This is a genomic window from Amycolatopsis roodepoortensis (assembly GCF_014873915.1).
Taxonomy (GTDB): Bacteria; Actinomycetota; Actinomycetes; order Mycobacteriales; family Pseudonocardiaceae; genus Amycolatopsis; species Amycolatopsis roodepoortensis.
In genome coordinates, this window is record NZ_JADBEJ010000005.1 from 1,588,931 (window position 1) to 1,603,516 (window position 14,586).

Consider the following 14,586-nt stretch of genomic DNA (forward strand, 5'->3'; position numbering starts at 1 on the left):
TCACACGGCGCGGTTCATTCGCCGTCCGGACATCACCCGTTCAGCCGGGCTCTTTACCGTGCCGCCGGTGAACAGCGAAAAGCCCGGCGTCGACCGCCGCGGATTCCTCAAGCGCGCGGGCCTCGTGTCCGCGGCGGCCGCGGGTGCCCCGCTCGCCGCCACCGCCCCGGCGGAAGCCCTCGACCTGAACCTCGACATCGATGTCGACCTGCTCTTCGGCCGGGACCGCTACCGGTGGCTGGTGGGTGATCACCACATCCACACGCAGTACTCCTACGACGCGATGTACACAGTGGACGGAATCGCCGTCGACGCGCGCCGCCACGGGGCGGACTGGGCGGTGATCACCGATCACGGTCACGCCGCGCACGAGAAGTCGTCGGTGGAGCGCACGGACGCCGCCATCCGGGCGGCACAGCGCGAGCACCCCGATCTCCTGCTGTGGCAGGGCATGGAGTGGAACGTGCCGGGCGCCGAGCACGCCACGCTGTTCTTCCAGGCGGGTGCGAACCAGGCCGCGAAGCTGCGGGAGTTCGAGCGCACCTTCGACTGGCGGCTGACCGGGACCGAGCCCGGCACCCCGGACAACGAGGCGCTGGCCGTCGCGGCGATCCGCTGGCTCGCCGCCGAAGAGCGGGCCCGCCGGATCCACGCGCCGGTGGTGGTCGTCAACCATCCGCTGCGCAACGGCCGGATCGCCCCGCACGAGATCCGGGCGCTGCGCGACGCCGCGCCCGGGATCGTCATCGGCATGGAAGGCGCGCCGGGCGCCCAGGCCGACGGCTTCCCGAAGCCGCTCGGGAGCGGCGGCGGCGCGCGCGGCGGGTACGGCAACTCCCCCGGTTCGAACTCGTGGCCGGGTTTCCCCGCGTCGGCCTACCGCACCTACGGCGGCTTCGACTGGAGCACCGCCACTGTCGGCGGGCTCTGGGATTCGCTGCTGGCCGAAGGAAAGCCGTGGTGGATCACCAGCAACTCCGACTCGCACTACAACCGCGGCGACACCCACGTCCGGCCCGGCGTCCCGGACGGCTACTACGACGAGCACGGCGCCTACCCGGACCCGATCGACACCGGCGTCCCGCAGACTCTGCCCCCGTACGCGGACTTCGCGCCCGCCGAGTTCAGCCGGACCGTCGTCGGTGTGTCGCGCCGAAGCCACGAAGGCGTGTTGGAGGGCCTGCGTGCGGGACGCGTCTGGGTGGTCCACGGCGGGCTCGCGCAGGAGCTGGAGTTCGGCGCGTACAGCGGGTGGAGCTCGGCGACGATGGGCGGCAGGCTGCGGGTCCGGCGCGGATCCGACGTCACGGTCGTCGTCTCGGCGAAGCTGGCCGCCCGGCCGAACGGCGGCGGCACGATCCCCCGGCTCGCGCGGCTCGACCTCGTTTCGGGCCCGGTGACCGGCCCGGCCGCCGACCGGGACACGCAGACCGCCCCGGGCACGCGGGTCGTGCGGTCCTTCGAGCCGCGGTGGGCGCCGGGGCGGCGGGTGGCCTTCCGGCACACGTTCCGCAACGTGCGTGAGCCGTTCTTCGTGCGCACGCGCGGCACCGACGGCAAGAAGCACGTGGCAGGCGAGATCGAACCGAGCGCCGACGTGGTCGGGCAGTCGAACCCGTTCGAAGACCTGTGGCTCTACGGGAACCCGATCTTCGTGGACGTGCGGTAACCCCTTGGGCCTCGTGAGTGGTAAGGACGGTTAGAACCGTCCTTACCACTCACGAGCCGAGGGTGTCCGGATCCGGGCCCAGCCGCTTTCCCTGCTCGAGGGTCGCGATCGCGGCGCCGTCGTGCGCGTCGAGCGCGAAGTCGAAGACGTCGATGTTCTCCTTGATCCGTTCCGGTGTGACGGACTTCGGGATCACCAGATGGTTCATCTCCACATGCCAGCGCAGCACGACCTGCGCCGGCGTCTTGCCGTGCTTCTCCGCGATCGTGGTGATCTTCTCGTCGGCGAGCAGGTCCCCGCCGCGCGCCAGCGGACCCCACGCCTCGGTGACGATCTCGTGCTTCTCGTGGAAGTCCCGCAGCAACGGCTGCTGCAGCCACGGGTGGCATTCGATCTGGTTCACCGCCGGGACGATCCCGGTCTCCTCGATCAGCCGCTCCAGATGCGGGATCTGGAAGTTCGAGACGCCGATCGCCTTCGCCCGGCCGTCGGAGGCGATCTTTTCCAGCGCCCGCCACGTTTCCACGTACTTGTCCTGCGCGGGTAGCGGCCAGTGGATCAGGTACAGGTCGACGTACTCGAGACCGAGCTCGCCGAGGCTGGTGTCGAAGGCGCGCAACGCCGAGTCGTAGCCGTGCTCGGTGTTCCACAGTTTCGTGGTGACGAACAGTTCCTCGCGGGGCAGCCCGCTGGTGCGGACGGCCTCGCCGACTCCGCGTTCGTTGGCGTACAGGGTCGCGGTGTCGACGGCCCGGTAACCCGCCTCGATGGCGGTGCGGACCGCGTCCACGACCTCGTCGTCGCCGATCTTGTACACCCCGAACCCGAGCTGCGGGAGGGACGTGCCGTTGTTCAGCCGAATACTGGGGACCATGGTCGAACAGTAACCCCAGCCGGGGGTCAGGGCAGAGCGGGCAGGTGCACGGTCACCGAAAGACCGCCGCCCACAACGGGTTCCGCGGACACCGTGCCCCCGTGCGCCTGGACGGCGGCCCGCACGATCGAAAGCCCCAGCCCGGCGCCGGTGCGGGCGGTCCTGGCGACGCCGGCGCGGCGGAACGGCTCGAACAGTTCGGGGACCGCGGCCGGATCCAGCAATCCGCCCGAAGACCGCACCCGCAGCACCGACCACTGTGGACCCGCCTGCGTGACGACGTCCAGCCAGCCACCGTCGACGTTGTGCCGCACGGCGTTCTCCAGCAGGTTTCCCGCGATGCGTTCCAGGAGCGCCGGATCACCGAACGTCGGCGCGCCCTGAGTCGCGAATTCGGCGCGGAGACCGCGTTTCTCCGCGTCCGGCCGCGCCGCGCGCCAAGCGGTCGCGACGATCACCGCGAGATCGACCGGTTCCCTGGCCACGAGGCCGGCGCCGTCGGTGCGCGCGAGCAGCAGCAGCGAACCGACCAGTCGCTCGGCCCGTTCGGTCGCGTCGCGGACCACACCCGCCATCCGGCGTAATTCGGCTTCGTCCGCGTGCTCGTCGGCGAGGGTGACGTCGAGTTCGGTGCGGATGACCGCGAGTGGCGTCCGCAGTTCGTGGCTGGCGTTCGCGACGAAATGCCGCTGCGCGTCGAACGCGGCCTGCAGCCGGTCGAGCATGTCGTCGAACGTCTCGGCCAGTTCGGCGAGTTCGTCCTTCGTGCGGACCTCGCCGATCCGCTCGCCCATCGATTCGATAGACAGACGCCGCGCGGTACCAGTGATCTCGCGCAGCGGTTGCAGGACCCGCGCGGTGAACGTCCACGCGAGGATCCCGGCGGCCAGCACGACGAAACAGAACGCGACCGCACCGAAGAGGAGTACCCGGTTCCTGGCGTACACCCGCAGATGCTCGGTGACCGCGGATGCGTCGACGTCGACGCCGTCGACCCGCACCGTGGTGCCCGGCGGCAGCCGCGGGACGGCGGAAACCGCGTCGCCGACCAGGTTCCAGGTCAGCCAGAGCAACAGGAGGCTGACCAGTGCCACCAGCCCGGTCGCGAGCAGCGTGACCCGCGCGCGCAGGCTGCGGGCACCGGACAGGTTCACCCGCGTGCGGTCCCCTGCTCCGGCACCCGGTAGCCGGAGCCGACGACGGTCTCGATGATGCCCGGCTCACCGAGCTTCTTGCGCAGCGTCATCACGGTGACCCGGACGGTGGTGGTGAACGGGTCGGCGTTCTCGTCCCACACGCGTTCGAGCAGTTCTTCACTGCTGACCACCGAACCGGCGGCCGACAGCAGCACCTCGAGCACGCCGAACTCCTTGCGGGTCAGCTCGACCGGGCCGCTCGCACGGCGGACGGTCCGCCTCGCCGGGTCCAGTTCGACGTCACCCGAAGTCAGCAGCGGCGGCGCGGCCGGGGTCGCGCGGCGGCCGAGCGCCCGCACACGCGCGACGAGCTCGGGGAAGGCGAACGGTTTGGCGAGATAGTCGTCGGCGCCGAGGGAAAGCCCGTCGACGCGGTCCGAAACGGAACTGCTCGCGGTGAGCATCAGGACGCGCGTCAGCTCGCCGGACGCGACGATCTCGCGGCACAGGTCGTCGCCGGACATCCCGGGCAGGTCGCGGTCGAGGAGCACGACGTCGTACCGGGTGACGGCGGCCTTCTCGTGCCCGTCGTCACCGGTGAGCGCGATGTCCACCGCCATGCCCTCGCGCCGCAGGCCGCGTGCGATCGCGTCGGCGAGGGGTTCTTCGTCTTCGACTACCAGAATTCGCACGACCCTACGTTGCCACACATTCCTGAGAGTGACCTTATCGGTCTGTCGCGCGCTGACGGAAACCTTCCGCAGGGCGCGGACCACAGTGGACGTCTCGTACAGGCAGCGGCGCCCTGCAAAATGTTTCCGTGGGCCTTCGGCCCGAAAGAGGGCGCGCGACGGTGAAGTCTCCGTCGGGCGCGGGCGCCCTTGGGGAGACCCTGCACTCGCTTCGCCAGAGCCTCCGTTCACGCCCAGCGCAGGGCGAACCACAGCCGCATCCGGATCTCCGGATCCGCCAGGTCCACCCCCAGCGCCCGTTCGATCTGCCCGATCCGGTGCCGGACGCTGTTGCGGTGCACGCCGAGTTCGGCGGCCGTCCGGTCCCAGCCGCCGTGGTGCGCGAGCCAGGTGCGCAGCGTCCCGACCAGTTCGCGGTCACCCTTCCGGTCGAGTTCGCGCAGTGGCGCCAGCGCCTGGGCGGCGAACCCGGCGGCGGCGCCCGGATCGATCAGCGCGTCCAGCCCAGCGGTGCCTTCCGCCACGATAGGCCGTTCCAGCGCGGCGGCCCGCGTCAGCAGCAGCTCGATCTCGCCCGCCGCTTCGGGAAGCCGTGCGGGCGGGACGGGCGAACCCACGACCGCGAGCCAGCCGTCGGCGCGGAGCCGGTCGAGGTCGCCGATCTCCGGCGCCTCGCGGACGATCGCGGTGAACCGCGGGCCCGGCCGCAGCCGCACGAGCGGGGTGTCGAGCCGGGCGCGCAGCCAGTCGTAGCGGGCGGCGACCTCGTTCGGCCCCCGGCGGTACGCGATTCCCGCGACCACACGGCGTTCGTCCCCGCCGATCACACCGGTCTCCCCCAGTAGCAATGCCGTGGCGGTGGCGCCCAGTCCGGCCGCGTCCGAACCCGCGCGGCCCGCCAGCCCGAGCAGCGCCGCCCCGACCGACAGGATCGAGCGGTCCGCGCCGTCGAACCGGGCGACGCGGCCGACCACGACCAGATGCGACGCCGTCGCCTGCGGGTACACCGGCTGCGCGACGACATGGGTGCCGTCAGCCAGTTCCGTGGTCGCGCTGCGGATCCCCCGGCCCGTCCGGAGCGTGGCGAGGAGCTCGCGGACTTCCGCGGGCAGCGGCGACGGCGCCCCGTGGTCCGCGGCGAGGACGTCGTCGACGCCGACCAGCGCCACCCAGGCCCCGAGCCGCCCGGCCAGCGCGCCTGCCAGTTCGCCGAGCCCTTCACCGGCCGCCCTGGTCAGCGCCTCGCGCGCGATCGCGATACGCCGCTGCTCCCGCTGCCCCGCCTCGGCGAGGGCGACCGACACCGCGCGGCTGATCGCCAGGAACGGCGTCCGCGGCTGGACGACCAGCAGCGGCAGCCCGTGCCGGGCGCACGCCGCCCGCAAGGGTGGCGGCAGCGTCTCGTAGGCCCCCGGCGTGAGCCCGAACCCCAGCGCGGAGATCCCGCTTTCGGCCAGCCGCCGGACGTAGCGGTCGATCTCGGCAGGCTCGACCGGCAAGTTCACCCCCGCGGTGAGCAGCAGCTCCGCCCCGAGGAGGTACGGCGCGGGATCCAGCAGCTCGCTGACGTGGGCCCAGCGCACCGGGGCGTCGAGCGCGCCCGGCCGCAGGGTCTCCACGACCGGGTCGAGTGCCAGTTCCGGGTTGCCGACCACGGCCCGTAACGGGACATTCACATCCGCGTCGAACGGATCGTGGCTTTGGGTCATTTCATCCTCACTCACGCCAGAGTTCGGATGGATCATCCCATGTCGTTCAAGCCGCGAACGAACCTACGGTGACCCGAACGAAGCGAACAGCCCAAGTCAAGGAGGACACCGTGGCCGGTGACTACGCGGTGATCGCGCTCTACATAGCGGGCATGATCGGGGTCGGCTGGTTCGGGCTGAGGCTCGCCAAGACCAAATCCGACTACCTCGTCGCGGGCCGCCGCCTCGGCTGGTTCATGTACTCGGGCACGATGTCCGCGGTCGTCCTCGGCGGCGCGTCGACGGTCGGCGGGGTGAAGCTCGGCTACACCTACGGCATCTCCGGCGCCTGGCTCGTGATCGCGATCGGCGTCGGCATCCTGGTCCTCCACACGCTGTTCGCGCGGCGGTTGGTGAAACTGCGGGTCTACACCGTCGGCGAGATGCTCGACCTGCGCTACGGCGGTTCCACCAGCACCATCTCCGGCGTGGTCATGTGGGGCTACACGCTGATGCTGACCGTCACCTCGACGCTGGCGTTCGCCACCATCTTCAAGGTCCTGTTCAACGTCCCGAGCTGGGCGGGCATCGCCATCGGCGGCTCGATCGTGGTGCTCTACTCGGTGCTCGGCGGCATGTGGTCGATCACGCTGACCGACATCGTCCAGTTCGTCATCAAGACCATCGGCATCCTGCTGATCCTGCTGCCGGTCTCGATCGTGTCGGCAGGCGGTTTCGACGGGATGGCCGCGCGGCTGGACGAGAGCTACTTCGAACTGACCGCCATCGGCGGCGACACGATCTTCACCTACTTCCTCATCTACAGCTTCGGCCTCTTGATCGGCCAGGACATCTGGCAGCGCGTGTTCACCGCGCGGACGCCCGGCATCGCGACCGGCGGCGGCGTCATCTCCGGCGTCTACTGCCTGGTCTACGGTCTCGCCGGCGCGCTGATCGGCACCGCGGCCAAGACGCTGTACCCGAACCTCGCCAGCGCGCAGGACGCGTTCGCGACCATCGTCGAGCAGCAGCTCCCCGCCGGGATCCGCGGGCTGGTGCTCGCGGCGGCGCTCTCGGCGATGATGTCGACCGCGAGCGGCGCGCTCATCGCGTGCTCGACGGTCAGCACCTCGGACCTGCTTTCCAAGCTGGGCCTGAAGAAGGCCGTCAACGAGGTCACGAGGAACCGGGTCACCACGCTGGTACTCGGCATCGCGGCGATCGGTATCGCGATGGTGGTGGACGACGTCGTCAACGCGCTGACCATCGCCTACGACATCCTCGTCGGCGGCCTCCTGGTCGCGATCATCGGCGGGCTGGCCTGGAAACGCGGCACCCGCCAGGGCGCGCTCGCGTCGATGGTCGTCGGCACCGTCGTGGTCATCACGTTCATGTTCGTCGACGGCGTCGAGGCCAACAGCCCGATCTACTGGGGCCTCGGGTCCAGCCTCTCGGTGTACCTGCTGGTCAGCTTCCTCACCCCGCGGACCTCGGACGAGATCCTCACCGTGTGGACCCGCCGCCTGAACGGCAGCGCGGCCGACGAAGAAGAAGAGGCGAAACTCGCCGCTTCGCAGTCCTGACAACCATTCGAAGGAGACACAGTGCCTGAGCAGACCCCGATCGGACCCGTCGACTCTTCGACGGTGCCCCGGTTCGCCGGTTTCGCGACCTTCGCGAGGCTGCCGCGGATCGATCAGGTCGAGCATGCCGACGTCGCCGTCGTCGGGGTGCCGTTCGACGCCGGGGTGTCCTACCGCCCCGGCGCGCGGTTCGGCCCGGCGGCGCTGCGTGAGGCCAGCCGCCTCCTTCGCCCGTACCACCCGGAACTCGACGTTTCCCCGTTCGCCGAAACGCAGGTGGTCGACGCCGGTGACATCGCGCTCAACCCGTTCAACATCGGCGAGGCGATCGAAACGCTGCAGAGCGAGGCCGAGGCGCTGACCGCGAACGGGACGCGCCTGGTGACCGTCGGCGGCGACCACACGATCGCGCTGCCGCTGCTGCGGGCGGCGGCGAAGAAGCACGGACCGGTGGCGCTGCTGCACTTCGACGCGCACCTCGACACCTGGGACACCTACTTCGGCGAGCCGTACACCCACGGCACCCCGTTCCGGCGGGCGTCCGAGGAAGGCCTCCTCGACACCGAAGCGCTGTCCCACGTCGGCACGCGCGGCCCGCTGTACGGCAAGCGGGATCTGGAAGAGGACCGCCGCCTCGGATTCGGCATCGTCACCTCCGGCGACGTCATGCGCCGCGGGGTCGCCGAGACCGTCGACGCGCTGCGCCAGCGCATCGGTGGCCGCCCGCTCTACATCTCGGTCGACATCGACGTGCTCGACCCCGCGCACGCGCCGGGCACCGGGACCCCGGAAGCGGGCGGAATGACCAGCCGCGAACTGCTGGAGATCCTGCGCGGACTACGGGACTGCAACCTCGTCGGAGCCGATGTGGTGGAGCTGGCCCCGGCTTACGATCATGCCGAGATCACCGCCATCGCGGCTTCCCATGTCGCCTACGACCTGGTGAGCCTGCTCAGTTTGGGGAAGGGCGCATGACCAGCACTGAACGGATCGGCGGCGACGTAGTCGTCGAAACCCTCCACGCGCTCGGTGCGGACACCGTCTTCGGCCTGCCGGGCCAGCACGCGCTCGGCCTGTTCGAAGCGCTGCGGCGCACGGACGACCTGCGCGTCGTCAGCTCGCGGGTGGAGAACAACCTGGCGTTCGCGGCCGACGGGCACGCCCGCGCCCGGCTCGCGGCCGATCCCGAGGGCCCGGTCCCGGTGACGCCGATGATCGTGTCGACCGGCCCCGGCGCGTTGCTGACTTTGGCTTCCTTGCAGGAATCCCGGGCGGCGTCGGTGCCGGTACTCGGGATCTCCAGCCAGATCCCGGTCGCCGGGCTCGGCGGTGGACGGCACGGGTACCTGCACGAACTGCCCGACCAGCAGGCCAGTTTCCGCGATGTGGTGAAGTCGGTGCACGTGGTGCGCACCGTCGGCCAGATCCCGACGGCGTTGCGCGAGGCCTGGGAGTCGGCGGCGACCGCGCCGTACGGCCCGGTGTGGGTCGAGATCCCGCAGGACATCCTGCTCGCGCCGACGGACCTGCCGCGGATCACCTCCGTGACCGCACGGCCCGCGCCGCTCGAACCGTTGCCGGAGCTCGTCGCCGAAGCCGCGAATCTCCTTGGCGCGGCGAAGAATCCGGTGATCCTCGCCGGTGGCGGCGCGCTGCGCTCCGGCGCGCAGGCGGAGCTGAAGGCGCTCGCGGAGGCGTTGCGCGCGCCGGTGCTGTCGACCTTCGGCGGCAAGGGCGTGTTCGGCTGGGACCACGAGCTGTCCGGGCGGTCGTGGCTCGAAGACTGGCACAGCACCGAGTTCCTGTCGGCCGCGGACGTGCTGCTGGTGCTGGGTTCCGGGCTCGGCGAACTGTCCAGCAACTATCGCGAATTCGCCCCGCGCGGCCGGCTGATCCAGATCGAGGCCGATCTCGGGAAGCTGGAGTCGAACTACCCGGCCCTGGGGATACACGCCGACGTCCGCCTTGCCCTGCAAGGACTTCTGGAGCAGATTCCGTTCCGTCAGAGCGACGGCGTCGCCGAGAAGGCGGTCGCGGATCTGCTGGCCAAGGTGCGCGAACGCCTCGACGGCCAGGATCTCGCGGCCGAGCGCAAGCTGATCGACGACATCCGCGCGGCGATCCCCGAAGGCACCCAGACGTTCTGGGACATGACGATCGCGGCCTATTGGGCCTGGTCGGCGTGGAACCCCGAGGGCGCGCCGATCCACACCGCACAGGGCGCGGGCGGCCTCGGTTACGGCCTGCCCGGCGCGCTCGGCGGCGCGGCGGCGACCGGCGGCCCGACGCTGGCGGTGTCCGGTGACGGCGGCGCGATGTACGGCGTCGCGGAGCTGGCCACGGCGGTCCAGCACGGGCTGGACGTCACGTGGCTCGTCATCGACGACGGCGGCTACGGCATCCTGCGCGAGTACCTGACCGGCGCGTTCGGCCAGTCCACGGCCACCGAACTCGCCCGCCCCGATTTCGCCGCGCTGGCCCAGTCCTTCGGCGTCCCGGCCACGGTGTCCTCTTTGGACACCGTCGGGAAGGACCTCGCCGAAGCCCTCGGCACCCCCGGTCCGTCGCTGGTCGTCCTCCCCGCCCTGCTGAAGATGTTCGAGCCGACCCACCTGGAGAAGAAATGACTCAGGTCCTGAATTTCGTCGACGGCGCCGAGGTACCGGCGGCGGGCTCGCGGACACTCGACCTGGTGGATCCCGCCACCGGTGAGGTCTTCGGCACGAGCGTCCTGTCCGAACAGTCCGATGTGGACGCCGCGCTGGCGGCCGCCGAGCGGGCGTTCAAGGTGTGGCGCAAGAGCACTCCCGCCCAGCGCCAGCTCGCACTGCTGAAGATCGCCGACGCGGTGGAATCGCGCGCGGAGGAGTTCGCCGAGCTCGAAATCCGCGAGACCGGCAAGATCCGCGCCGTCGTGCTGGACGAGGAGATCCCGGAGTGCGTCAGCGCGCTGCGGTTCTTCGCCGGTGCGGCACGGCAGCTCGAAGGCACCGCGTCCGGGGAGTACCTGCCGGGGCACACGTCCGCGATCCGCCGCGAGCCGGTCGGCGTCTGCGCGCAGATCGCGCCGTGGAACTACCCGCTGATGATGGGTGTCTGGAAGATCGCCCCCGCGCTGGCCGCGGGCAACACCGTCGTGCTGAAGCCCGCGGAGACCACGCCGTCGACGGCCGTGCTGCTGGCGAAGGTGGCGGCGGAGTTCCTGCCGCAGGGCGCGTTCAACGTGTTGTGCGGCGACCGCGACACCGGCCGAGCGCTGGTGAAGCACCCGATCACCGAGCTGGTGTCGATCACCGGCTCGACCCGCGCCGGGATCGACGTCGCCACCGTCGCGGCGGCCGACCTCAAGCGCACGCACCTCGAACTCGGCGGCAACGCGCCGCTGCTGGTCTTCGGCGACGTGAACCTCGCCGAAGCGGCCGAGGGCATCGTCGGGGCGGCGTTCTACAACGCCGGGCAGGATTGCACCGCGGGCAGCCGCGTGCTGGTGGACGCGGCGATCCACGACGAGTTCGTCGCGGAGCTGACCAAGGCCGCCGCCGCGCAGAAGCCCGGCACGGACTTCGGCCCGCTCAACAGCGAAGCGCAGTTCGGCCGGGTCCGCGGGCTCGTCGAGCGCCTGCCCTCGCACGCCCGCGTGGAGACCGGCGGCGTGCCCGCCGGTGACCGCGGTTTCTTCTTCTCCCCCACCGTGATCTCGGGCCTGAAGCAGGACGACGAGATCGTGCAGGAGGAGATCTTCGGCCCGGTGATCACCGTCCAGTCCTTTACGGACGAGGACGAGGCGGTGCGCCTGGCCAACGGCGTCCCGTACGGGCTCGCGTCGTCGATCTGGACCAACGACCTGTCACGCGCGACCCGCGTTTCGGGCGAACTCGACTTCGGCTGCGTCTGGGTCAACACCCACGGGCCGCTGGTCTCGGAAATGCCCCATGGCGGCTTCGGGCACTCGGGCCACGGGAAGGACCTCTCGTCCTACTCCTTCGCCGAGTACACCCGCGTGAAGCACGTCATGACCCGCTTCGCCTGAAGCTCTTAGCCGGAGGTCCCCATGGGTGACAAGGTCACCGAAGTCGAGCAGCACGGAATCGCGCCGATCCCGCCGGAGGAACAGACGTCGCGTCCGCGCGACCTGTTCCGGATGGCGTTCGGCGGCGCGAACACCTTCGCCACCATCATCCTCGGGACGCTCCCGATCGCCTTCGGCCTGAGCTTCTGGGCGGCGGTCGCGGCCACCGTCGCCGGCGTGGTCGTCGGCGCGCTGGTGCTCTCGCCGATGTCGTTGTTCGGCCCGCTCACCCGGACCAACAACGCCGTCTCCTCCGGCGCGCACTTCGGCGTCGTCGGCCGTTGTGTCGGCTCCTTTCTCTCCCTGCTGACGGCGATCACGTTCTTCGCCATCTCGGTCTGGGTGAGCGGCGACGCCGTCGCCGGTGCGGCACAACGGCTTTTCGGCTTCGACGGCGGCGAGGTGCTGCGCGGCGTCGCGTACGGCGTCATCGCGATCGCCACGCTGGTGGTGTGCATCTACGGCTACCGGTTCATGCTGCTGGTGAACCGGGTCGCCGTGGTGCTGGGCACGGCGATCATGCTGCTCGGCATCGTGGCCTACGGCGGCACCTTCGACCCCGGGTTCGCCGGCACCGGCACCTACGCGCTCGGGGACTTCTGGCCGACGTGGATCCTCGCCGCGCTCACCACGATGGCGAACCCGATCTCGTTCGGCGCCTTCCTCGGTGACTGGACGCGCTACATCCCCGCGCGCCACAGCCGCCGTTCCCTGCTGGCCGCGCCGTTCCTGGCGCAGGTGGCGACGTTGCTGCCATTCGGGTTCGGCATCGCCACCGCGACACTGGTCGCGGATCCGGCCGACTACATCACCGGCCTGACCGCGATCTCCCCGCTCTGGTACGCGATCCCGCTGATCGTGGTCGCGCTGATCGGCGGGCTGTCGACCGGCACGACGTCGCTCTACGGGACCGGGCTGGACTTCAGCTCGATCTTCGTGAAGCTGAGCCGAGTGCAGGCGACGCTGCTGATCGGCTCACTCAGTGTGGTGTTCATCTTCGTCGGCAACTTCGTGCTGGACATGGTCTCCAGCATCAACGCCTTCGCGACGCTGATCGTGCTGTGCACCTCGCCGTGGATGGTGATCATGATGATCGGTTTCGTGCTGCGGCGCGGGTTCTACGACCCGGACGACCTCCAGGTGTTCAACCAGGGCCGTAAGGGCGGGCGTTACTGGTTCACCCGCGGGGTGAACTGGCGGGCGATGGCGGCGTGGATCCCGGCGACGACGCTGGGCCTGCTGACCGCCAACACCCCGATGATCGCCGGGCCGTTCAAGGACATCGCGGGCGGCGTCGACATCAGCATGGTGGTGACGCTGTGCACGGCGGCGATCGCGTACCCCGTGCTGGTGAAGCTCTTCCCCGAGCCGCGGGAGGTCTACTCGTACGCCGAGCCCGTCGCGGAACCGGCCGTCGCCGTTTAGGTGAAGCGGCGCAGCGCCCCGAGGAACAGCGCGTCGAAGGCACGATCCGGGAGCACCCGGCGCACGAACAGGATCGGCTTCGCCCCGAAACCGGCGGCGTAGCGGATCTTCGGGCGCCGGGCCCGGACGGCCTTCAGGATCACGTCGGCGATCACCTTCGGGTGGGAGGCGCGCGCGGTCTGGTCGAAGAACTTCGCCAGCGCCTTGGCCTGCGGCGCGTAGGCGGTGTCGCCCGAGGTCTTCATCAGGTTCTCGATGGCGATACCGCCCCATTCGGTCCTGATGGCACCGGGTTCGACCACCACGACGTCGATGCCGAACGGTTTGAGCTCCAGCCGCAGTGAGTCGCTGAGGCCTTCGACCGCGAACTTCGTCGAGTGGTACCAGCCGCCGAGCGGTTCGTAGATCTTGCCGCCGATCGACGAGATATTCACGATCCTGCCCGAGCCCTGGGCGCGCATATGCGGCGTGGTCAGCTGGACGAGCCGCGCGAGCCCGAACAGGTTGACTTCGAACTGGTACTTCCCTTCCGCGAGCGGCACATCCTCGAAAGCGCCGTACGAGCCGTATCCCGCGTTGTTGACCAGGACGTCGATGCGGCCGGACTCCTCGATGATCCGCTCGACCCCCGCGACCATCGACGCGTCGTCGGTGACGTCCATCTCGAGGATCTTGATGCCGCGTTCGGCCAGTCCAGCCATCCGCTCGACGCGCCTCGCGGCGCCGTAGACCGTGTAGCCCGCTTCGTGCAGCGCGAGCGCCGTGGCTTCACCGATGCCCGCCGAAGCACCCGTGACCAGTGCGACCTTCATGCCCGTCTCCTAACTAACCGGTTGGTTGCCAATTCAGGCTGCCACGCGACCTGACTGGATGTCAACCAACCAGTTAGTTAGACTGGCTCACATGGTCAGGGACAAGGAAGCGACCAAGCGGAAACTGCTGGACGCGGCGACGACCGAGTTCGCCACGTACGGCATCGCCGGCGCCAGGGTGGATCGCATCGCGAAGAACGCGGGCGCCAACAAGGCGCTGATCTACGCCTACTTCTGCAGCAAGGAATACCTGTTCGAGATGGTCATCCAGGAGCAGGTCGACCTCGCTATTCGGACGCTCACGATCACCCCCGAGGACCTGCCCGGCTACGCGGGGAAGCTGTTCGACCGCTACCTCGAACACCCCCACCTCCTGCGGCTCATGGGCTGGCTTCGGCTGGAGAACGGCTTCGACGCGACGCCGGAGGCCGAGGTCCGGGCACACGCGGACAAGGTCGCCGCGATCAGGGAGGCGCAACGCGCGGGCACCGTGCCGGACCACTTCGACGCCGAGGAACTGCTGAGTCTCGTCGTGCACTTGTCGATCCTCGGGTTCTCCTCCCCCACCGCGACCCGCGACCTCGTCGTCCGCGCGGTCGGCCGGATCGTGGGAACCTGAGCCGGTTTCCGCGCGACCA

At 70.1% G+C, this 14,586-nt stretch carries 12 protein-coding genes; 7 read left to right on the plus strand and 5 right to left on the minus strand.

Annotation, left to right across the window (positions count from 1 at the left end):
- Positions 1-67: 67 nt before the first annotated feature.
- Complete coding sequence (locus H4W30_RS26775; protein WP_192745368.1) at positions 68-1,669, plus strand: CehA/McbA family metallohydrolase domain-containing protein; 1,602 nt, start codon at positions 68-70, stop codon at positions 1,667-1,669.
- Positions 1,670-1,718: 49 nt separating this feature from the next.
- Here the strand turns inward: H4W30_RS26775 and H4W30_RS26780 are convergent, their stop codons facing one another.
- The 4 genes from H4W30_RS26780 to H4W30_RS26795 all read right to left on the minus strand — a co-directional run bounded on the left by H4W30_RS26780 (position 1,719) and on the right by H4W30_RS26795 (position 6,080).
- Positions 1,719-2,543, minus strand: a complete 825-nt coding sequence (locus tag H4W30_RS26780) for an aldo/keto reductase (protein WP_192745369.1) — start codon at positions 2,541-2,543, stop codon at positions 1,719-1,721.
- Between the two features lie 26 nt (positions 2,544-2,569).
- Positions 2,570-3,697 carry a sensor histidine kinase gene (locus H4W30_RS26785; protein ID WP_192745370.1) on the minus strand — a complete coding sequence of 376 codons (1,128 nt, stop codon included), beginning with the start codon at positions 3,695-3,697 and terminating at the stop codon, positions 2,570-2,572.
- A complete protein-coding gene (locus tag H4W30_RS26790; protein ID WP_007033550.1) occupies positions 3,694-4,371 on the minus strand; it encodes a response regulator transcription factor in 678 nt (225 codons plus the stop codon). The genes H4W30_RS26785 and H4W30_RS26790 overlap by 4 nt, the downstream gene beginning before the upstream one ends.
- A gap of 227 nt (positions 4,372-4,598) precedes the next feature.
- Positions 4,599-6,080, minus strand: coding sequence for a PucR family transcriptional regulator (locus H4W30_RS26795; RefSeq protein ID WP_192745371.1), 1,482 nt, complete (start codon positions 6,078-6,080; stop codon positions 4,599-4,601).
- Between the two features lie 110 nt (positions 6,081-6,190).
- Between H4W30_RS26795 and H4W30_RS26800 the strand changes: the two genes are divergently transcribed.
- The 5 genes from H4W30_RS26800 to H4W30_RS26820 are packed head-to-tail and all read left to right on the plus strand — an operon-like array spanning position 6,191 to position 13,136.
- Complete coding sequence (locus H4W30_RS26800) at positions 6,191-7,642, plus strand: sodium:solute symporter (protein ID WP_192745372.1); 1,452 nt, start codon at positions 6,191-6,193, stop codon at positions 7,640-7,642.
- Between the two features lie 21 nt (positions 7,643-7,663).
- The gene (gene speB / locus H4W30_RS26805; protein ID WP_192745373.1) at positions 7,664-8,617 is read left to right on the plus strand and encodes an agmatinase; all 954 of its coding nucleotides are present in this window, start codon (positions 7,664-7,666) and stop codon (positions 8,615-8,617) included.
- A complete protein-coding gene (locus tag H4W30_RS26810) occupies positions 8,614-10,269 on the plus strand; it encodes a thiamine pyrophosphate-binding protein (RefSeq protein ID WP_192745374.1) in 1,656 nt (551 codons plus the stop codon). The genes speB and H4W30_RS26810 overlap by 4 nt, the downstream gene beginning before the upstream one ends.
- Positions 10,266-11,672: an aminobutyraldehyde dehydrogenase gene (locus H4W30_RS26815; protein WP_192745375.1), complete on the plus strand. Its 1,407-nt coding sequence runs from the start codon at positions 10,266-10,268 to the stop codon at positions 11,670-11,672. The genes H4W30_RS26810 and H4W30_RS26815 overlap by 4 nt, the downstream gene beginning before the upstream one ends.
- A gap of 21 nt (positions 11,673-11,693) precedes the next feature.
- Complete coding sequence (locus tag H4W30_RS26820) at positions 11,694-13,136, plus strand: purine-cytosine permease family protein (RefSeq protein WP_063274499.1); 1,443 nt, start codon at positions 11,694-11,696, stop codon at positions 13,134-13,136.
- On the opposite strand, the gene H4W30_RS26825 is transcribed toward H4W30_RS26820, so the two are convergent.
- Positions 13,133-13,948 carry an oxidoreductase gene (locus H4W30_RS26825; RefSeq protein WP_192745376.1) on the minus strand — a complete coding sequence of 272 codons (816 nt, stop codon included), beginning with the start codon at positions 13,946-13,948 and terminating at the stop codon, positions 13,133-13,135. The two genes, H4W30_RS26820 and H4W30_RS26825, sit on opposite strands and share 4 nt — an antisense overlap.
- A 91-nt stretch (positions 13,949-14,039) precedes the next feature.
- On the opposite strand from H4W30_RS26825, the gene H4W30_RS26830 reads away from it, so the two are divergent.
- Positions 14,040-14,567, plus strand: a complete 528-nt coding sequence (locus tag H4W30_RS26830) for a TetR/AcrR family transcriptional regulator (protein ID WP_126731543.1) — start codon at positions 14,040-14,042, stop codon at positions 14,565-14,567.
- Positions 14,568-14,586 lie beyond the last annotated feature (19 nt).